The sequence below is a fragment of the Kribbella sp. NPDC050820 genome (genome assembly GCF_040653975.1).
In the GTDB taxonomy this organism is placed as follows: Bacteria; Actinomycetota; Actinomycetes; order Propionibacteriales; family Kribbellaceae; genus Kribbella.
In genome coordinates this window covers 198043-218249 of the sequence record NZ_JBFAHB010000002.1, presented here as the reverse complement: position 1 = coordinate 218249, position 20207 = coordinate 198043, and the positions used below count along the sequence as shown (strand labels likewise).

Below are 20207 nucleotides of genomic sequence, written 5' to 3'. Positions count from 1 at the left end.
CCGGTGACCAGTACCGGTCAGATCACTCGACCAGCTTTCCCTCGGTGGTGATGTCGTCGCGCATCAGCGCGCGGAGCTCGTCGGGGATCGGCGGGATTGCCTCGCGCTCCACCGCGCCCGGCCCGGACCAGACCATGTTCACCTGCAGGGACTCGTCCATCTCCGGGTAGTCGGAGCGGTTGTGGCAGCCCCGGGTCTCGCGGCGTTCCAGCGCCGCGTCGAGGGTGGCGCGGGCGGCCAGCGCGGACGACTTCAGGTCGAACGCGTGGGCCAGGTCCTGGAAGCCGGCGATGTCGGGGTGGACGCCCATCTTCGTCATCCGCTCCTCGATCTCGACCAGCTCGGACACGCCGGCCAGCAGCCCGGCCTCGTCGCGGACGACGCCGGCCCGGTTCGTCATCGTGTCGCGCAGCGCTCGCTGCAGCGCCCGGACGTTCTCCTCGCCGTCGCTCGCCAGCAGCTTGTCGACCTCGGCACGGGCCTCGGCGACCGCGTCCGCGGACCGCTCCTGCGACTGCCGTCCGATCGAGTACTTGGCCGCCTCCTCGGCGACGATCCGGCCGAACACGAGCAGCTCGATCAGCGAGTTGCCGCCGAGCCGGTTCGCGCCGTGCAGCCCACTGGCCGCCTCGCCGATCGCGTACAGCCCGTCGACCCCGGTGCCGTGGTCCTCGGGTCGCACCCAGACGCCGCCCATCGAGTAGTGCGCGGTCGGGGCGATCTCGATCGGCTGCTTGGTGATGTCGAGCATCTGCAGCTCGAGCAGCGTCTGGTAGACCCGCGGCAGCCGGCGCATGATCGTCTCCCGCGGGAGGTGCGACACGTCCAGCCAGACCCCGCCGTTCGGCGTGCCGCGGCCTTCCATGATCTCCGTGTACGCCGCCAGCGCGACCCGGTCCCGGGTCGAGAGCTCCATCCGCTCCGCGTCGTACCGGGCCATGAACCGCTCGCCGAGTGCGTTCCGCAGCTGGCCGCCCTCGCCGCGGGCCGCCTCGGACACCAGGGTCCCGGCTGCGTTCTCGGGCTCGATCAGGCCGGACGGGTGGAACTGGACCAGCTCGGGGTCCCGGATCTTGCCGCCGGCCAGCACCGCCAGCCGGAACGAATCACCGGTGTTCTCGTCACGACGGGACGACGTACGGCGCCAGATGCGGGTGTGACCGCCCGCGGCCAGGATCACCGCGTCGGCGTGGATGACGTACCGCCGACCGGTGGTCAGGTCGAACCCGTACGCGCCGAACACCTTGTTGTCGCGCACCAGGATCCGGGTCACGTACACGGTGTCCAGGATCGGCACGCCCAGCTGGACGGCCCGGTTGATCAGCGTGCGCTGGATCTCAAGTCCGGTGTAGTCCCCCGCGAACGCCGTCCGCCGGTACGTGTGGGCGCCGAAGAACCGCTGCGAGATCCGGCCGTCGGCCTCCCGGGCGAACGGCATGCCGTAGCGCTCCAGGTCCTCGATGCCCCGGGCCGCGCCCTCGGTGACGATCTGCACCGTCTCCGGGTTCGCCAGCAGGTAGCTCTCCTGGAGCGTGTCGGCCGCGTGCTGCTGCCAGCTGTCCTCCGGGTCCATCGTGGCCAGGGCCGCGTTGATCCCGCCGGCGGCGAGTGACGTGTGCGCGTCCGAGCGCGGGCGTTTGCCCAGGGCAAGCACCTCGACACCCTGCTCGGCCAGCTCGATCGCGGCGCGCAACCCCCCACCACCGGTTCCGATCACCAGGACTGAGGTGGCGATCTGCTGTTCGGTGGTCTTCATCGAATCTCCTTTGACTCGGTTTCGGGTGTCACAACTAGGACAGCCCAGTAAGGCGGTCTGTGACTGTCACTCCGGTCACAGCCCGGCTGTCTGTCACGTCTCACTCGCCTGCTCGCCGGCGTCGGCGTGGTACGCGAGGTCGTAGTGCCGGAGCCGGTAGAGATTGAGCTGCTGGCCGTGGTACTGGTCCGTCTCGCCGATCAGCTCCATCCCGATCCGCTTCGCGGTCCCGGCCGCGCGGGCGTTCGTCGGGCCGACCAGGGCGAACAGCTCGTCCACGTCGGTGTGGTGCATCGTCCAGTCCGCGACCGCGGCTCCGGCCTCCGCGGCGTACCCGTTGCCCCACGCCGTCCGGGCGAGCTGCCAGCCGATCTCCAGGTCCTCCCAGGGCGCTAGCCGGAGCACCGCCGCCCCGCCGACCACCCGGCCGGTGTCACGGAGCTCGATGGCCCAGTGCCGCACCGGCGGCACGTCCTCGGCCATCCAGCGGTGCAGGACGTCGCGCATCGCCAGCACGCTCGGCACCCAGGTCATCGCCGGGGTGAGCCAGCGGGTCACGTGCTCGTCGCCGTAGATGCCCAGCGCGTCCGACGCGTCGGTGTCGCGCCACGGCCGGATCACCAGTCGCTCGGTCTCGATACTCGGCTTCATCTCTTCCCTCCGCAGCTGTGTCCCGGACTCACGCACCTTTGACCACGTAGCCCTGGCACCTGTGACACGCGGTCCCCGGGGTGACCACGGACCCGACCACGGACTTCCAGGGCGCGGCCACCACGGTCCAGGGGTGACGGTGGATCCGTCACCTCGGGGACCGATGAGAGGAGCCGGAACATGAGTGCAACCACCCTGGACCAGGCGGCATCGGTCTTCGTCGTGGTCCGTCCCCGGCTGTTCGGCATCGCCTACCGGATCGTCGGGAACGCGCCCGAGGCGGAGGACGTCGTGCAGGAGGTCTGGCTGCGCTGGCAGCGCACCGACCGGTCGGCCGTGATCGACCCGGCCGCCTTCCTCGCCACCACCACGACCCGGCTCGCGATCAACCTGGTCAAGTGCGCGCGGCGCCGGCACGAGACGTACGTCGCGACCTGGCTGCCGGAGGAGAACGCCGCCGCCGACGGCGCCGACCCGCACACCCAGGCCGAGCGCAACGAGTCCATCGACCTCGCCGCCCGCGTGCTGCTCGAGCGGCTCTCGCCGGCCGAGCGGGCCTCCTACGTCCTGCGGGAGGGCTTCCAGTACCCGTACCAGCGGATCGCGGAGAAGCTGCGGATCGGTGCGCCGAACGCCCGGCAGCTGGTGAAGCGGGCCCGCGACCGGCTCGCCTCGGACCGCCGCCGGCCGTTCACCCCGGATGCCCACAGCCAGCTCGTCCGGGCGCTGGTCTCCGCGTCCCGGGCCGGCGACCTGGCCGACCTGGAGGAGTTCCTGACCGCCGGCCTGACCGAACAGGCTGCGTGAGACAGCTCGCCTGATCCACTCCTGGCTCCAGCCTCTCAGTGAGAGAATAGGGAGCCATGACGGTGCTTCGCGGTCGGCGCTCGGAGGGTGAGTCCCTCGATCGCCTGGTGGCGAACGTCCGGGCCGGCCAGGGCCAGGTCCTCGTCGTCCGCGGTGAGGCCGGGATCGGGAAGTCGGCACTGCTCGAGTACGTGGCCGGCAACGCCGGCGGATGCCGGGTCGCGCACGCGTCCGGGGTCGAGTCCGAGATGGAGCTCCCGTTCGCCGGCCTGCACCAGTTGTGCGCTCCGATGCTCGACCTCGCCGAGCACCTGCCGCCGCCGCAGCGCGCTGCCCTGGCCGTTGCCTTCGGCCTGGAGTTCGGCGGGCCGCCGGACCGGTTCCTGGTCGGCGCGGCGGTGCTGAGCCTGCTCGCGGAGGTGGCCGACCGGGAGCCGCTGCTCTGCGTGATCGACGATGCACAGTGGCTCGACCAGGCCTCGGCCCAGGCGCTGACCTTCGTCGGCCGGCGGTTGTTCGCCGACCGCATCGGCGTCGTGTTCGGGGTGCGGGATCCGGCGACCGCGCCGGAGTGGCGGGGCTTTCCCGAGCTCGTGGTCGGCGGACTCGCGGACAACGATGCGCGGGCACTGCTCGACTCCGTCGTACCCGGGCGGCTGGACGAGCACATCCGGGACCGGATCGTGTCCGAGACCCGGGGCAACCCGCTGGCCCTGCTGGAGCTGCCGCGCGGGCTGACGGCGGCCGAGCTCGCCGGTGGGTTCGAGCGGCCGGATGCGCGGCCGTTGGCGAGCCAGATCGAGCAGAACTTCGCGCAACGGGTGCAGTTGCTGCCACCTGAGACTCAGCGGTTGTTGCTGACCGCGGCCGCTGAGCCGGTCGGCGACGTACCGCTGCTGCTCCGGGCAATTCAGTCGCTGAACATCCCGGCCAGTGCGGCCGGGCCTGCCGAGGCAGCCGGTCTGATCGAGTTGGGCGCACGGGTCCGCTTCCGGCATCCGCTGGTCCGGTCGGCGACGTACCGGGCCGCCGTCTCGGCCGACCGGCGCGCTGTGCATCAAGCGCTCGCCGACGCGATCGACCCCACGACCGATCCCGATCGCCGGGCCTGGCACCGCGCCCAGGCGGCCGACCAGCCCGACGAGGCGGTCGCCGCCGAGCTGATCGCCTCCGCCGACCGGGCCCAACGCCGCGGCGGTCTTGCGGCCACCGCTGCGTTCCTGCAGCGGGCCACCGAGCTGACCCCGGACCCGACCACCCGCGCGAACCGGGCGGTGGCCGCGGCCCAGGCCACGATGCGGGCGGGCGCCTTCGAGCCGGCGCTGAAGCTGCTCGTCACCGCCGACGAGTGGTCGCCCGGCGAACTGCACCAGGCCACGGTGAACCTGCTCCGGGCCCAGATCGCCTTCGCCTCCGGTCACGGCGCCGCGGCCGCGCAGCTCCTCCTGGAGTCGGCCCGCCGCCTCGAATCACTCGACCTCGCGCTCGCCCGCGACACCTACCTCGACGCGATGATGGCGGCGATGTTCGCCGGGGTCCTCGCCGACGGCTCGCCGCAGACCGAGGTCGCCCAGGCCGCCCGTGCCGCCCCGCAGCCGAAGAACCCGCGCAAGCAGGATCTCGTGCTCGACACCCTGGCCGTCTCGTTCACCGACGGCTACCCGGCGGCGGTGCCGATGGCCCGGGAGGCCATCGCCGCCTTCGCCGACGAGAGCCGGGCAGACCCGGGCGACATGCGCTGGCTCTGGCTGGCGTCGCGCACCTCCGTCGACCTCTGGGACTTCGAGCACTGGGACGTCCTCACCGCGCGCCACGTCCAGCTGGCCCGCGAGGTGGGCGACCTCACCGAGCTGCCGCTCGTCCTCAACTCCCGGCTGCACCTGCATCTGTTCGCCGGCGAGATCCCAGCCGCCGCTGCCCTCCTCGCAGAGATCCGGACGATCGCCGACGCCACAGGTATCGGCCTTGCTCCGTACGGCGCCATCGGGCTGTCGGTCATGCGCGGCCGGGTGGACGAGGCGACTCCGCTGATCGCATCCACCCTGGAGGAGGTCACGACCAGGGGCGAAGGCGCCGGGATGTCGTACACCCGGTGGGCGAACGCCGTACTGATGAACAGCGTCGGCCGGTATCCGGAAGCGCTCGCCTCGGCGCAGGCGGCGGCCTCGGATCCGAAGGATCTCGGAGTCGCCAGCTGGTCGCTGCCGGAGCTCGTGGAGGCCGCCGTCCGCGCCGGGCAGCGGGAGCTGGCGACCGAGGCGCTCGACCGGATGACCGAGCTGGCGCAGGCCACCGGGACGGACTGGGCGCTCGGCCTCCTCGACCGTTCGGTCGCCCTGCTGACGCCCGGCCCGGAAGCTGAGGCCGGCTACCAAGCTGCCATTGAGCGAATCGGCCGCACGCGGGTCCGGATGGACCTGGCCCGGTCCCACCTGCTGTACGGCGAATGGCTGCGGCGGGCCGGTCGGCGACAGGACGCGCGTGCTCGGCTACGCACGGCGTACGAGATGCTCACCGCGGCCGGTGCGGCGGCCTTCGCTGAGCGCGCCCGCCACGAGCTCGCGGCGGCCGGCGAGGCCGTCGACGAGCGAGCCGGCCGTGCGGTGGACGTGCTCACCGTGCAGGAGGCGCACATCGCCGAGCTGGCCGGTTCCGGACTGACGAACGCGCAGATCGGCGCCCAGATGTTCCTCAGCCAGCACACCATCGAGTGGCACCTGCGCAAGGTCTTCACCAAGCTCGGCATCACCTCCCGTCGCCAGCTCGGCCCGATCCTTGGGTAGGGCGTGGCTCCCAACTCCGCGCCGTCGCGAGCAGGTGCTCGGTGCGGTGCATCGGCGTGCTGGAGCGGAGGTCTCGATGCGGAGCATCGTGGCCTCCGGGCCAGTGCGGCGAGGTGCCGTGCCGAGTGCCGCGCAGTAGGCGCGGAGTTGGGAGCCACGCCCTAGGTCACAAATCGGGGGTCTCAACTGTCTTATCTGTAGAGAGACAGAACCAATCGGAGGTCCGAAAAGTGCGCAGGATCCTTGTGGTCGGCGGTGGGTACGCCGGTTTCTACACGGCGTGGAGGCTGGAGAAGAAACTTCGCAAGGGTGAGGCCGAGATCGTCGTCGTCGATCCACGGCCGTACATGACCTACCAGCCGTTCCTCCCGGAGGTGCTGGCCGGGTCGATCGAGGCGCGGCACGCGGCGATCTCGCTGCGGCGGAACCTGCGCCGCAGCAGGGTCGTGGCCGGCTCGGTCACGAGGATCGAGCACGCCCGGCGGACGGTCACCATCCACCCGGTCCAGGGCGCCGACTTCGAGATGCCGTACGACATCATCGCGGTGACCGCCGGCGCGGTGACCCGGACGTTCGCGCTGCCCGGTGTGGCCGAGCACGCGATCGGGATGAAGCACGTCGAGGAGGCCGTGGCGATCCGCGACCGCCTGCTCACCGCCTTCGACGAGGCCTCGGTGCTGCCGCCCGGCCCGGACCGCGAGCGGCTGCTGACCGTCACCTTCGTCGGCGGCGGCTTCGCCGGTGTCGAAGGCTTCACCGAGCTGGTGTCGCTGGCCAACGGGCTGCTCAAGTCCTACCCCGAGCTCACCCGCGACGACCTGCACTTCCACCTCGTCGAGGCGACGAGGCGGATCCTGCCGGAGGTCGGCGACCGCCAGGCGCAGTGGGTCCGGGACCGGCTCGAGCGCCAGGGCGCGCGGGTCCACCTGGAGACCACGCTGGTGTCCGCGCTGAACGGCCGCGTCCTGCTGTCCGACGGTACGGCGTTCGACTCGGACCTGATCGTCTGGACGACCGGCAACGCCGCGACCCGGCTGATCCGCAGTCACACCGACCTCCCGGTCACCGAGCGCGGCCTGATCCAGACCCGCGCCGACCTCCGGATCGGCACCGAGGACGAGTTCGTGCCGGACGCCTGGGCGGCCGGTGACGACGCGGCGATCCCCGACCTCGCGGCGGCGCCCGGGATGTTCACGGTGCCGAACGCGCAGAACGCCGTACGGCAGGGGAAGCTGCTGGCGAAGAACCTACTCCGGTCGCTGCGCGGGCGCGAGCCGAAGAAGTACCTCCACCACACCCTCGGCGCGGTGGCGACACTGGGCCTGGGCAGCGGGATTTTCCAGTACAAGCGGATCGTCGTCAAGGGTCTGCTCGCCTGGCTGATGCACCGCGGGTACCACGTGCTGGCGGTGCCGACCTGGGACCGGAAGGTGCGCGTGCTGGCCGTCTGGGTGGCTGCCCTGTTCTACGGCCGGGACATCGTCTCGCTGGCCTCGGTCCAGCGGCCCCGCGACGCGTTCGTCAACGAGTCCGACGTACCGGTGCTGGAGTCGCGCTCAGCGTGACGGGTTCTCGCAGAGGAACGGCGGGCGCGCGCCGCCGGAGTGGTAGTGGTACTGCTTCCCGCCGGCCTCGAGGACGACGCGGGACCCGTTGACGAGGGCCTGGGTGTAGCGCATCCCGGGCTCCGGGCAGCCGAGGCTGCCGTCCTGCCAGGTGACCTCTTCGGTGCTGACCACGGTCACCTGGCCGGGCTCGACGCCGAGCCGCTTGACCAGATCCGCCTTGGCCAGCTCGGCCGGTCCGCCCGCCGGCGGCGGCGGCGTACTCGGGTCGGGCGCCGGTGTGCTGCTGCTCCCCGTCGAGGGCATCGGTTGTCCTTCCGTCCCAGATTCGTTGCCACACGCAACCAGTAGCACCGTCACCGCGACCGCGGCCGCCAGCACACTGAACCTTCGCATCGACATCACCTCCCACTATGGACGACCGACGGGGGCAGATCGTTGCAGCCACGCCTCCACCGCCCGGCGAGCGGAGCGGGTGTTTGTTCTTTTGTTGTTTGCCCCGCGGCAGCCGGGCGCGGGCAGGATCGCCTGGGGCCGCCCGCCCGCCTACGCACCGAGGAGCAACCAGTCATGTCCGTTGACCGCCGTTCCGTCCTCCGGGGAGCCGCCGCCGGCGCCGCCGGGGTCGGTTTCGCCACCGTCGGAACCGTACCGTCGCTCGCCGAGGCCACGCCCGGACCGAAGCACTCGCCGTACCCGACGCACCGCCCGTTCCCGCCGCTGCTGGACGACCCGGCCGGCGTCCTCGCGCTGCCGCCCGGCTTCCGGTACAAGATCGTCACCAAGGCCGGCGAGACCAAGCTCAAGACCGGCCAGCCGACCCCTGGCGCGCACGACGGCACCGCGGTTTTCCGCGACGACCGCGGCCGGCACCTGCTGATCCAGAACCACGAGATCGGCAGCGCCAACGCCCTCGGCGTACCGCCGCTCGCCGGCACCGTGTACGACGCGGGCGTCGGCGCGGCCGGCGGTTGCACGGTCATCTCGGTCGACCGCGACGGCACCAACCTCGGCGAGTGGGTCGGCATCTCCGGCACCCTCACGAACTGCGCCGGCGGCCACACCCCGTGGGGCACCTGGCTGACCTGCGAGGAGACCGAGTCCAAGGCGAACGGCACCACCCGGCTCAAGGACCACGGTTACGTGTTCGAGGTCTGGGGCGACGGCAAGACCGCGCACCCGGTCCCGCTGAAGGCGCTCGGCCGGTACGCCCACGAGGCCCTGGCCGTCGACGAGGACCGGACCCACATCTACCTGTCCGAGGACGCCTCCGGCCCGAACGGCCTGTTCTACCGCTGGAGCGGACCGCGCGGGTACGAGCTCGGCCCGGACAGCTGGCAGGAGCTCGCCGACGTCGACTTCGGCACCCTCGAGGCGATGGCGATCCTCGGTGACGACGGCAAGCCGATCCCGGATGTCGCCTACCTGACGTCGGCCCAGCTGCTCCGACCGTTCCGGGTCGCCTGGGTGCCGGTGCCGGACCGGGACGCGGTCTCGGTCTCCTGCCGCCGGCAGCTCGCCGACGGCACGGTCACCCGCGGCAAGAAGTTCGAGGGCGTCTTCGGCACCGACCAGGGTGTGTACGTCGTGAACTCGTACGCCGAGTCCGGCACCGCCGACCTGCCGGCCGACGCCGTCCCGCACGACGGCATGGTGTGGTTCTACAACTACCAGGCCCGGACCATCCAGCTGGTCACGTACTTCCCGGAGAACGCGGCCGCCGACAAGGGCGCCGAGGCGCGGTACGACGACTTCAACTTCGACAGCCCGGACAACGTCACCGTCACCCCCTGGGGCTCGCTGGTCCTGGCCGAGGACGGCAACGCCTCGAGCCACGTGCTGAGCTCGACGCCGGGCGGCCCGACGTACGCGATCGCCCGCAACATGCTGAACGACTCCGAGTTCACCGGCCCCGCGTTCTCGAACGACGGCAAGGTCCTCTTCGTCAACCTGCAGTCCCCCGGCATCACCTTCGCCATCACCGGCCCCTGGCGCGACTACCTGGGCTGAGCCCGACTGACATCCGAGGGCCGTCCGCTGGGCGGCCCTCCTGTCCTGCGCCGGAGGTGAGGAGGTACTGGCCGACGGCGTAGGACGACATGACGAGGGCGCCGCGGCCGGGGAAGTCGCGGCCGGCCAGGCGCATCGCGATCAGGGCGTCGGAGATCAGGAACAGGGTGCCGCCGAGGCCGCTGCGGGGGTTGTGCCAGCGCGAGGCGATCGCGGTTGCGGTCAGCAACAGTGCGTACGCCGCAACCGGGACACGCTGGCCGCCCAACCCGGGAGCCAGGACCGCGATCAGGGCTGCCCAGAGAGCGCCGTACGCCGCTATCACCCGCCACGACCGCTGTCCTGGCTGCCCGAGGAAGAAGGCCAGGTAGCAGGCGTGGGCCGCGGCGAAGGCGGCGATCCCGGCCAGCTGCAGATCCGTCTCCAGCAGGATGTCACCGGCGGCCGACGCCAGCAGCGCGGCCTGGATCAACGGTGACGCCTTCTCGGTCCGCGCCCAGGACAGCAGCAGCGGCATCAGCGACACCTTGCTCGCCTGCTTCAGCACCTTCACGTCACACGCGACGGCGACCACCTGCACCACGGTCGCGCCCCAGTACGCCGCCAACCGCCACCGCCCGCTCGCCAGCCGCCCGAGTCTCATGCCGCGAGTGTCCGCACCCTCGGTGAGCCCCCGGTGAAATCGGTGGGAACCTTCCGTGCCCGCTCGACACAAGACAGGTGCAAGGCAGTCTTGACGAGGCGATCGGAGCGCGGATGCGCGGCAGCACCTGTGGAAATGACTCGTGAGCGGGCTCCAGGCCGTGCAGGATGGCCTCATCATGTCGACGATCTCGGACCGGAGCCTGTGGGATCGGGCCACCAGCGGCGACTCCGAGGCGTTCGGGCAGCTGTACGACCGGCATGCCAAGGCGATCTACAACTTCCTGTACCGGCGGACCGGCTCCTGGAGCGAGGCCGAGGACCTCACGTCGACCGTGTTCCTGCACGCGTGGCGACGCCGTACCGACGTCGTCCTCGACCGGGACTCCGCGCTGCCGTGGCTGCTGCGGACCGCGGACTACACGGTCCGGAACGCGTGGCGCGCCAAGCTGCGCTACCGCCGGGCGCTGTCGGCCGCGCACCAGCTGGTCGAGCACGTCCGTGACCACGCCGACGACGTGGCCGGGCGCCTCGACGACGACCGCCGGATCCAGCAGGCCCGCGCCTCGCTGAAGCACCTGCCGGCGCAGGAGCGCGAGATCGTCGAGCTCTGCATCTGGGCCGGCCTCGACCAGCAGGCCGCAGCGGTCGCACTGAACGTCCCGATCGGCACGGTGAAGTCCCGGCTCTCCCGGGCCCGCAATCACCTGCGCGAGCTGAACCTTCTGTCCCCCGTGGAGCCGCAGTCATGACCACGCCTCCTCCGGAGCACGACCTCCGTCCCGAGACCCGCCTCCGCCAGCGCGCCGAGCTGATAGCCATCGTCGAGCAGGATTCGGCCACCACCCCGCGGCGCAGGTTCGTCCCTTTGGTCGCCGCCGCGGCCGTGGTCGCGATCATCGCCGGCCTGGCGATCGGTCTGCCCGCGCTGCGGCGCGACAACAGCGAGCCCGCGGTCAGCGGCGACCCCCAGCCCCTCACCACCGAGCCGTTGACTGCCGGTGACAAGTCCAAGTACGGCAAGATCTGCTTCTCGCGCAGCCGGTTGCCCATGATCAAGCAGCGCGAGGGTTACCAGGTGGTCGACGGGTTCAGGTTCGCGAACGCGCCCGCCAACGCCTTCACCACCTCCTGGGTGGTCATCAAGAACACCTCGCTCGGCCTGTGGACGGCCTGCGGGCTGAACGCCCAGGACATGGTGATCCAGTCCACGACGAGCGGCACGGACCAGCCGCAGTACCGCGCCGTGGAGACCCGGATGATCGGCGCCGGCACCTACGCGGCGCACGTCACCCGGATCACCGTGGCTGTCGGCAACCAGTCCCCGGTCGACGCGGTGCTTCGGCACGGGTTCTTCTTCACCGCGGTCCCGTACGTCCGGGTCCGCGGCCCGCACACCGACGCCACTCCCCTGCCGTACACGATCCACGGGTACGACGCCACCGGCACGCTGGTGTACAGCAGCCCGAAGAACGACGGCGAGTGGCGGGCCCAGGGGCGAACCTGCTACATCGACCCGAACGGCAAGCTCGTCGGCTGGATGAGCGACAACCCGCATCCGGACCCGAGCACCTGCCGTCGCAGCTTCATCTGGAACTACCAGCCAAAGTGATGCCGAAGCCGGGGCGGTCGGAGAGGTTGAGGTGGCCGTCCGCCAACTCGTAGCCGTCGCCATCGGTGCCGAGGATGTGACCGGGGACGCCCTCGATGATGGGGACGTTCCCGAGTCCGGCTGCGATGTGGGCGGCGTACAGGGTCTTGAGCGGCGCGCCCCACGCGTGCGGTGAGCCCTCGGCGGAGGTGGCCTTCAGCTCCGGCATGAACCGCCGCCACGCGGTCAGGCCGTAGCCGACGGCATCCATCAGCGCGACGTCGACCAGACCGGCCTGGGCGAGCCGCAGGATGTAGCCGGCATCCGGGTCGAACTCGCCGTCGGCGATCCGCGGCCGCCACGGCAGCGTGGCCAAGTGGTCGCGCAGGAACTCGAGGTCCTCACGGCGTTCGGCGAACACCTCCTCGATCCAGTACAGGCGGCAGTCGGACACGGCCTCCAGGTACGACGTGAGCGCGTTGACGCTGAAGCCGTCGTTCGGGTCGACCAGGATCTCGGCGTCCGGGTAGAGCTCGCGGGCGAGCCGGGTCACCTCGATGTCCCGGTCGAGGCCGGCCTGGTACGGCATCCAGCGGTACCCGCGGCCGAGCTTCAGCTTGAAGTCGCGGAAGCCGAACTCGTGGTCCTGCGCCAGGTTCTGCTTGATCGCGGTCAGCCCGGCCGGCGCGTCCTCCGGGTCGAGGTCGTCCAGGTAGATCCCACCGCTGTAGCACCGCACCTTGGCCGGCCCCGCACCGCCGAGCATCGCGTACACCGGTACGTCGAGAATCCGCGCCGCCAGATCATGCAACGCGTAGTCCAGGAACTCCGCCTGCGGATCGATGACCCCACGCTCCGGGTCGATCAGCTCCGCCACGTTCCGCCCGATCACCCCAGCCGGATCCCCCGCCAACAGCGGGAGCCCCCACCCAACCGCTCCCCGGTCCGTCTCCACCACGTACGCCGTCTCGCGCCCACCCCGCCCGTGATGCCCCCGAAACGAGTTCCGCCCAACCTCCCGGATGTACTCCGACCCCACTTCCGCCGTACTGATCCCACTCACCACATGCCCCGACAGACTCATCCGTCCTCCGTGCGTCAGACTCCGCGTGCTGGTCCTCGCCCATCCTGCCCAGCCCGCGCAGACCTAGTCGAGCGTCTTCAGGAGCTAGCTCAGGCAGACGTACGCGCCGGGTCTGTGAGCGCTCCGGTGACCATCGTCGGACAACGCACAATCCGGGGGCCAGGTAAGGATTGCCCTATCATTTCGGGTCCTGGGGTCCTTCGTGCGGGTATCCGTTCGTTTGAATGGGCAGGTGTCGATGCCTTCCGTTGCTGGCGATGCGACGCGATTGCTGGAGCGGTTGGCGTTGCGTTATGCGGCGGTGGTGCATGGGGCCGTGGGGGTCTCGTGCGGGCTGGTCGGGCTGGTGAGTGCGGAGCCGGCGATGCGGTGGCGGGCGGCCGGGCTGGTTGCGCTCGTGATCGGGTGGGGCGGTTTCTACAGTTGGCGGCTGCTTCGGGGCTCCGCGACCTGGTTGGTTGTCGCCGATGTCGCAGTGGTGGCGTTCGTCGCCGTGAATCTCGGGGTGACCGAGCGGCTGGAAGTGCTGGCGGTCGGCGCGGGGTGGGTGATCAGCTGGGCGAGCTTCGTGTGCGTGTCGTACCAGCTGCACACGTCGGTCCGGTTGGGGTTCGGCGCGACAGTGGTCGTCGATCTCGCGATCGCAGTCGGTGCGTGGCGGGCGGCGCCGCAGTACTGGACGGGCTGGGTGGTCGGGCTCATCTGGTTGCTCGTCTCGGCCGGGTTGTCCCGCTGGCTCTGGGTGCTCGTACGGCGAGGCGGCACGCTGGCCGACCAGGCGGCCGAGGAGACCTCGCGAGTACGGCGTGAGCGCGAAGTCGCCACCGCAGTACGCGCGGACGAGCAACGGGCCGTCCGGATGCTGCACGACACCTCGTCGACCACGCTGCTGATGATCGGCGCCGGATACGTTCGCCCGACCGACGACTGGCTGCCGGACCAGGCTGCCCGAGACCTCGCCGCCCTGTCCCGAGTCCCGGAAGTCCTTCCCTCCAAGGCAGATCGCGACCTCGGCCAAGCGCTCCGCGAAGTGACCGAGAGCAGTCCGTTGACCATCAGACTCGAGGGAGACAGCCACATCTCGCTCCCCGGCGATGTGGTCGCCGCGCTGGCCGACGCGGTCCATGAGGCGCTGTCCAACGTCCTGCGGCACTCCGGCCGTCGTACGGCGACTTGCCGGGTCAGCCAGCCGCTGGGCGCCGTACAGATCGAGGTGATCGACGACGGCGTCGGCTTCCACGGTGCGGCAGATGCGCGACGCGGGATCACCCACTCGATCGTCGAAACCCTGCAGGCGGTCGGCGGCTCGGCGCAGTTCGAGTCGCAGCTTGGGCGCGGGACCACCGTTCGCCTGCTGTGGCAAGCGAAACACCGTTCCGAGCCGACCGATGAGGCAGCCGTCTGGCAAGCGAATCTGGCCGGTTCCACCACCAGCGGGCTGCACCGCCAACTGCGTCTCGCGACCTTGATCATCACCGCGGCCGTGCTCTACCTGCTCGCCCCCGCAACCCTGTTCAGCAACCGCGCGGAGTACGACTCGATAGCTGTCCAACTGATCGCATTCGGCCTGTTGTCGCTGGTGTTCGTCACCGGCGCGATCCTGTTCGAACGCGACCTCAGCTGGGGCCGCTGGCGGTGGGCCGCGATCGCCGTGATCGCCGCGGCCGGGCTGCTGAGCGCGTCCGGTGTCGAGCACACCGCCCACGCGCTGGCGAGCAACTGGTTCGTCGGTACGGCGCCTTGGCTCGCCCTCGTCGTACTCGGTGAACGGCTCAAAGAGGTCGTAACCGTCCTCGCGATCAACCACCTGATCGCGATCGGCCGGATGCTGACGCTGCCGGTCGACGGCGTCGAGACGGGCTACCTGGCCGGAATGATCACCAGCGCCGGCTACCCGCTCGCGGTCGCAGTCGCCACCTCGCTGCTCGCTTCCCTTGCCCAGCAGGCCGCACAGCAGCGCCGGGACGCGGAGGAGGTCCGCATCGCCGACCAGCTCGCGGCACAGACCCACGAGAGGCGCCAGCGCCGCTACGCCGAACTGTCCGCGACGGCAGGCCCGCTGCTGGCCGGCCTGGCCGATGGAACGCTCGATCCACAAGACGAATCGGTACGGCGCCGCTGCGCGATCGAGGCAGCGCGGATGCGCCGGATCTTCGCCGAGCACGACGAGACACCCGATCCGCTGCTGCACGAACTCCGGGCCTGCGCCGATCTCGCGGACCGCCGCGGCGTGCTCGTCACGCTGGCAACCGCCGGAACGTGGGCCGCTCCCCCGCTGCCGGTACGGCGTGGGTTGACCGAAGGACCGCTGATGCTGCTGGCAACGGCGGCCAGCCAGGCACGCATCACGGTGTCGTCCACCGACGGATCGCTGGCGGTAAGCGTGGTGGCCGACGCGCCCGATATCGACGTACCGCTACCAGTCGGTCACAATGTGCATCTGAGTACGACGCGGCACGACGGGCTGCTCTGGGTGGAGGCGCAGTGGGCAAGCCGATCATCGCAGTGATCGTGGAGGACCATCCGGCGACCACGGCGGGAGTGCGGGTGTGGTGCGCGCAGGCCGACCCGCCGATCGAGCTGATCGACGTCGGCGACCGCCTCGCCGAGCTGTGGACGGAGCCCGCCACCATGGCCGACGTGGTCATCTTCGACCTGCACCTGGACGACCGCGACGGCCGCATCCCGGTCCCCGAGTACGGCGCTCTGACCGAGCTGGTGGACGCCGGTCGCTCGGTCATCGTGTACTCGTCGAGCTCCAACCCGGACACGATCACGCGCTGCATGAGCCTCGGCGTCGACACCTACCTGACCAAGCACGAAGGACCGGAGCACCTGGTCCCCGCGATCGTGAAGGCCGCCGCCCATCTGCCGCACACCGCACCCACGCTGGCCGGCACCATCCAGGCCGACAAGCGGGTCCGGCTCAGCACGCAGGAGCGGGACGCCTTGCGCGCCTGGTTCCAGACCGGCTCCAAGCAACTCGCCGCCCAGCGCCTCGGCGTCAGCGCCCGCACCGTCGAGACCTACATCGACCGTGCGCGCATCAAGTACGCCAACCTCGGCCGCCCGGCCGGCAGCATCGCTGCCCTGATCCGCCGCGCCCTCGAAGACCACGTGGTCACCGTCGAGGACCTCGCGACCGAGTAGGTCGTGTCTGGTGGTTCCACCAGACACGACTTAAATGCCCGGGATTTCCCGGACCCACTCCTGCTCGCGCGCCACCTACCGTTCCAGGCATGGGCTGAATTCTTCGCCCAGGTTGCGGGGGGTGGCGCACTGCCGGTCAGCACAGGGGGACCGACCAGCAGTGCGCCGACCGACATACCGTTCCGATGGCTTCTGGCGACCCCGTGAGGCGGGATGCTAGTGCCGCAGAGGTCAGCGGGACGGGAGTCGTGGATGTCGGACTGGTATGTGGAGCGGCGGCAGGATCGGGAGCTCGATGCGCTCCGGAGTGAGATGTCGCAGGCGTTCTCCGAGGCGTCGAGCCTGCGGTCGAAGGTGTCGCAGTTGCAGGGCAGCCTGGACTCGCGGCTGCGGCAGTTGAGTGACGCGTTCGACGCGTTCGTGGAGCTGTCCGACATCCGGTACGAGCTGATCGGGTTCGCCGACGCGGCCGAGGTACGCCGGCACGCGACTCAGGTCCTGACAGCGCTGGCGTCGGGGCAGCAGCCGCCGGCCGCGGGAGCCGCGGTGCCCGGCTACTGGTTGCAGCCCGCAGTCGCGACGATCCACGGCCTGTCGGCCGAAGCGACCGCCCTGCCGGACGGACCGTTGTCCGAGGCAATGGCTCTCGACAAGGACCGTACGTCGATCTTCCTCTGCCTGGCCCTGGCCGCGCTGGGACGGCGTGACCTCGTCCAGAACACCTGGCTCGAGACAGCCTTCGGTACGCCGGCCGACGGCAAGGTCACCCGATTGCAACGCGCGTTGTGGTCCACCGGCGCGCGCGGTGGACTCGGCGCGGAGGGGCAGACGCTGGTCATCGAGCGGCTGCGGGAGCACGTCAAAGGCTTGAGCTGGCTGGAGACAGTCCTGAGCCGGGGCAAGGCCGTGCGGCATCCGCATCCGGGCTTCACCGAGATCGCCACCGCGGCCAACGCGCGGGACCGGCTCAGCCAGCTCCGGGCCGCCGTCGACACGATCGCGGGCGACACCACCGTCCGCGAACCCGACCGGGATCTCGCGTACGGCGAACCCGACCCCGACAGCGCGTCGTCCGTGCTGCGGATGCTGATCTCCGAGGGCAGCGAGCACGAACGCGAGCCGCTGTCCCGGGTCGCCGAGCTGCGAGCCCGGATCACCAACACCTCGGCCGCGGCCGGCGCGATCACCGACCCGGTCGACACGATCGAGAACCTGCTGCGGGCCGACCTGCGACGCGAGGACGAGCCGCACCTGTCGGCGACCGCGTTGCGGGTGGTGGCGGACGGCGTACTGACCGAGGCGGAGGAACTGGCGAAGACCGCGGGCGGGCTGATCCCGACCGAGATCGTCTGCAAGGTCGGCCGCCGGGACATCACCGTGCTTCCGGATGGTCCGGACCAGCAGTCGATGGCCGCTGCGGTGGCGAAGATCAACTCCGAGGCGCCGCCGCTGACCGTGAAGTCCGCGGCCGGGGCGATCGCGATCGCGGTGACCGGGCTCGTGGTGGGAATCGGTCTGGGCATTGTGCACTCGTTCTGGATCGTGATCGGCGTGGCGATCCTGGGCGTCGCGGCGCACCGGTACTGGCGGGCGCGTACCCAGGTCGCGGAGGCGAAGACCGATGCGGCGGACCAGATCGCCCGGCTGAAGGAGAAGGCGACCGAGACCGCCGGCGAACTGGCGTCGTACAAGGCGGGCGCCCGGGACCGTGAGGCGGCGATCGCCGCCGACCTCACGGCCGTCCGAGAGCAGCTGACCTCGAACGCCTGAGCGTCCAGGCCGAGGGTCGCTAGGCGTCCAGGTCGGTGGCGACCAGGTCGGCCACCTTGCGCAGGACCGCGTCGTCGTCGCAGGAGACGGTGACGTCGTCGCCGCACTTGGCGCCGAGCGTCATGATCAGCAGGGCCGACCCGGCGTCGACCGGTAGGCCGCCGTTCGTGGCGAGCGTGACCGGTACGCCGGCCTCGGTGGCGGCGGCCGCGATCAGGGCAGCGGGACGGGCGTGCAGGCCGACGGAGGAGCCGACGGTGACAGTGGTGCTGGACATGGGAGTTCCTTTCAGACCGTGACAGCAGTGCGAGTTTGGGTGGTGGCGGGTTTGCGGCCGAGCTGTTTGGCGACCGTCACCGCGGCCGCGCCGACCACCGCACCGGCGAGGAGGGCGAGCACGAACCAGGCGATGTGGCCGATCGCGAAGAAGACGAAGATGCCGCCGTGCGGTGCGGACAGCGTCACGCCGCCGGCCATCACCAGGGCGCCGGTGATCGCGGAGCCGAACATGATCGACGGGATCACCCGCAGCGGGTCGGCGGCCGCGAACGGGATCGCGCCCTCGGTGATGAACGATGCCCCGAGCAACCAAGCGGCCTTGCCGTTCTCCCGCTCCGCGGTGCTGAACAGCTTCGGCCGGACCGCGGTCGCCAGCGCCATCGCCAGCGGCGGCACCATGCCGGCCGCCATCACCGCGGCCATCACCTTGAGCGAGGCGGGGTTGTCGACCGCCAGGCCGGCGGTGGCGAACGCGTACGCCGCCTTGTTCACCGGGCCGCCCATGTCGAAGGCCATCATCAGGCCGAGGACGATGCCGAGCACGATCGCGGACGAGCCGGACAGGCCGTTCAGCCAGCTCTCCAGGCCCGAGGTGATCGCGGCCAGCGGCCGGCCGAGGACCAGGAACATCAACCCGCCGGCGATCAGCGTCGCGCCGAGCGGAATCACCACGACCGGCATCAGGCCACGGCCCCAGGCCGGCACCTTCAGCCGGCTGATCCACAGCGCGGCGAAGCCGGCCAGCAGGCCGCCGACGATACCGCCGATGAAGCCGGCGCCGACGGTCGTCGCGACCACCCCGACCGTGAAGCCCGGCGCGATGCCAGGACGGTCGGCGATCGCGAAGGCGATGTAGCCGGACAGCGCCGGCACGAGGAAGCCGAAGGCGAGTGCGCCGAGGCTGAACAGCACGGCGCCGAGGTACTGCGCGAGTCCGCCGGACGGAAGGTTGGCGAGCGAGTTGTTCGCGACGATGTCGGTCGCGGAGGCGTTGATCTGGTAGCCGCCGAACAGGAAGCCGAGCGCGATCAGCAGCCCGCCGGCCGCGACGAACGGGATCATGTAGCTGACGCCGGTCAGCAGGATCTGCCGCAGCCGCACGGCCCACGACACGTCACCGGAGCGCTTGTCCTTGCGCGGCGCGGCCGTCGACGCGGAGGCCTCGACCCGGGGAGCATCCGGGTCGGCCCCGGCGGCGAGGGCGTCCGCGATCATCGCGTCCGGCTCGTTGATCGCCCGCTTCACGCCGGAGGCGACAACCGGCTTGCCGGCGAACCGGCCGCGGTCCTTCACCCCGACGTCGGTCGCGAAGATCACCGCGTCCGCCGCGTCGATCTCGTCCGGCCCGAGCGGCGTCGAGGCCCCGGACCCCTGAGTCTCGACCAGCACCTTCACCCCCGCCCGCTTGCCGGCCGCCACCAACGAGTCCGCCGCCATGTAGGTGTGGGCGATACCCGTCGGACAAGCAGTCACCGCCACAACCTGCCGCTGCGCGGCCGAAGCCGGCTCGGAAGGAGCCGCCGCACCAGGCGCGGAGGCCGGGGCAGCAGGCGCGGAGGCCGGGGCAGCAGGCGCGGATGCCGCGGACTCGGTGGCGGGAGCCGCCGAGGATGCCGCGGACTCGGTGGCAGGAGCCGCCGCGGGTGGTGCTGGAGCAACGGCTGCTTGCACCAGGGCGACCACCTCGTCGGGGGTGGTTGCCTCGCGCAACGAAGCGACGAACTCCGGCTTCACCAGGGAGCGGGCCAGTGCGGTCAGCAGGGTCAGGTGGTCGGCGTCCCCTTCGGCGGGTGCCGCGATCAGGAAGACGAGGTCGGCCGGCCCGTCCGGCGCGCCGAAGTCCACCCCGGGCTGCAACCGCGCGAACGCCAGCGTCGCCTCCGTGACGTACGACGACCGGCAGTGCGGGATCCCGATCCCGCCGGGCAGCCCGGTCGCGGCCTGACCCTCGCGGGCCAGGGCGTCGCCGTACAGCCCCTCGACGTCGGTGGCCCGCCCGGCCTCGACGACCCGGGTCGCGAGGTGGCGGATCACGTCCGGCGACGTGCTGCCGAGGTTCTCGTCGAAGACGACGAGGTCGGCCTGGATGATCTGGGACATGACAGTTCCTCTCAGCCGT

The 20207-nt window shown here is 71.0% G+C and carries 16 protein-coding genes; 9 read left to right on the top strand and 7 right to left on the bottom strand.

The annotated features are described in order from the left end of the window. Positions 1 to 22 precede the first annotated feature (22 nt). Both AB0H36_RS03340 and AB0H36_RS03335 read right to left on the bottom strand, forming a co-directional pair. The gene (locus tag AB0H36_RS03340; protein ID WP_360515698.1) at positions 23 to 1756 is read right to left on the bottom strand and encodes an FAD-dependent oxidoreductase; all 1734 of its coding nucleotides are present in this window, start codon (positions 1754 to 1756) and stop codon (positions 23 to 25) included. Between the two features lie 93 nt (positions 1757 to 1849). After that, a complete protein-coding gene (locus tag AB0H36_RS03335) occupies positions 1850 to 2407 on the bottom strand; it encodes a GNAT family N-acetyltransferase (RefSeq protein WP_360515695.1) in 558 nt (185 codons plus the stop codon). A 180-nt stretch (positions 2408 to 2587) separates the two neighbouring features. Here AB0H36_RS03335 and AB0H36_RS03330 point away from each other — a divergent pair, with 180 nt between their 5' ends. From AB0H36_RS03330 to AB0H36_RS03320, 3 genes are all read left to right on the top strand, one after another. Beyond that, the gene (locus AB0H36_RS03330; RefSeq protein WP_360515692.1) at positions 2588 to 3214 is read left to right on the top strand and encodes a sigma-70 family RNA polymerase sigma factor; all 627 of its coding nucleotides are present in this window, start codon (positions 2588 to 2590) and stop codon (positions 3212 to 3214) included. A 56-nt stretch (positions 3215 to 3270) separates the two neighbouring features. Beyond that, entirely contained in the window at positions 3271 to 5997 is a 2727-nt protein-coding gene (locus AB0H36_RS03325) for an AAA family ATPase (protein ID WP_360515689.1), read from the top strand. 230 nt (positions 5998 to 6227) lie between these two features. Then, the gene (locus AB0H36_RS03320; RefSeq protein WP_360515686.1) at positions 6228 to 7562 is read left to right on the top strand and encodes an FAD-dependent oxidoreductase; all 1335 of its coding nucleotides are present in this window, start codon (positions 6228 to 6230) and stop codon (positions 7560 to 7562) included. Here AB0H36_RS03320 and AB0H36_RS03315 read toward each other — a convergent pair. Then, a complete protein-coding gene (locus tag AB0H36_RS03315; protein ID WP_360515683.1) occupies positions 7554 to 7958 on the bottom strand; it encodes a hypothetical protein in 405 nt (134 codons plus the stop codon). The two genes, AB0H36_RS03320 and AB0H36_RS03315, sit on opposite strands and share 9 nt — an antisense overlap. Before the next feature lie 174 nt (positions 7959 to 8132). Between AB0H36_RS03315 and AB0H36_RS03310 the strand changes: the two genes are divergently transcribed. Next, positions 8133 to 9572 carry an alkaline phosphatase PhoX gene (locus AB0H36_RS03310; RefSeq protein ID WP_360515680.1) on the top strand — a complete coding sequence of 480 codons (1440 nt, stop codon included), beginning with the start codon at positions 8133 to 8135 and terminating at the stop codon, positions 9570 to 9572. On the opposite strand, the gene AB0H36_RS03305 is transcribed toward AB0H36_RS03310, so the two are convergent. Further along, on the bottom strand, positions 9541 to 10215 hold the full coding sequence (locus AB0H36_RS03305) for a lysoplasmalogenase (RefSeq protein WP_360515677.1): 675 nt from the start codon (positions 10213 to 10215) through the stop codon (positions 9541 to 9543). The two genes, AB0H36_RS03310 and AB0H36_RS03305, sit on opposite strands and share 32 nt — an antisense overlap. Before the next feature lie 178 nt (positions 10216 to 10393). Between AB0H36_RS03305 and AB0H36_RS03300 the strand changes: the two genes are divergently transcribed. Next, positions 10394 to 10966 carry a sigma-70 family RNA polymerase sigma factor gene (locus tag AB0H36_RS03300; RefSeq protein WP_360515675.1) on the top strand — a complete coding sequence of 191 codons (573 nt, stop codon included), beginning with the start codon at positions 10394 to 10396 and terminating at the stop codon, positions 10964 to 10966. Beyond that, positions 10963 to 11826 (top strand): hypothetical protein, encoded by an 864-nt coding sequence (locus tag AB0H36_RS03295; RefSeq protein WP_360515672.1) that lies wholly within the window; start codon positions 10963 to 10965, stop codon positions 11824 to 11826. Before AB0H36_RS03300 ends, AB0H36_RS03295 begins: the two co-directional genes overlap by 4 nt. On the opposite strand, the gene AB0H36_RS03290 is transcribed toward AB0H36_RS03295, so the two are convergent. After that, positions 11801 to 12889, bottom strand: coding sequence for an enolase C-terminal domain-like protein (locus tag AB0H36_RS03290; RefSeq protein ID WP_360515669.1), 1089 nt, complete (start codon positions 12887 to 12889; stop codon positions 11801 to 11803). The genes AB0H36_RS03295 and AB0H36_RS03290 overlap by 26 nt on opposite strands. 238 nt (positions 12890 to 13127) lie before the next feature. Between AB0H36_RS03290 and AB0H36_RS03285 the strand changes: the two genes are divergently transcribed. From AB0H36_RS03285 to AB0H36_RS03275, 3 genes are all read left to right on the top strand, one after another. Further along, a complete protein-coding gene (locus AB0H36_RS03285; RefSeq protein ID WP_360515666.1) occupies positions 13128 to 15398 on the top strand; it encodes an ATP-binding protein in 2271 nt (756 codons plus the stop codon). Further along, complete coding sequence (locus AB0H36_RS03280; RefSeq protein WP_360515663.1) at positions 15374 to 16039, top strand: response regulator; 666 nt, start codon at positions 15374 to 15376, stop codon at positions 16037 to 16039. Before AB0H36_RS03285 ends, AB0H36_RS03280 begins: the two co-directional genes overlap by 25 nt. Positions 16040 to 16291: 252 nt before the next feature. Beyond that, a complete protein-coding gene (locus AB0H36_RS03275) occupies positions 16292 to 17809 on the top strand; it encodes a hypothetical protein (RefSeq protein WP_360515660.1) in 1518 nt (505 codons plus the stop codon). Positions 17810 to 17828: 19 nt separating this feature from the next. Here the strand turns inward: AB0H36_RS03275 and AB0H36_RS03270 are convergent, their stop codons facing one another. Together AB0H36_RS03270 and AB0H36_RS03265 are read right to left on the bottom strand one after the other, a co-directional pair. Then, complete coding sequence (locus tag AB0H36_RS03270) at positions 17829 to 18086, bottom strand: HPr family phosphocarrier protein (RefSeq protein WP_360515657.1); 258 nt, start codon at positions 18084 to 18086, stop codon at positions 17829 to 17831. A gap of 11 nt (positions 18087 to 18097) precedes the next feature. Continuing rightward, positions 18098 to 20188, bottom strand: coding sequence for a fructose-specific PTS transporter subunit EIIC (locus AB0H36_RS03265; protein WP_360515654.1), 2091 nt, complete (start codon positions 20186 to 20188; stop codon positions 18098 to 18100). Positions 20189 to 20207: the final 19 nt, after the last annotated feature.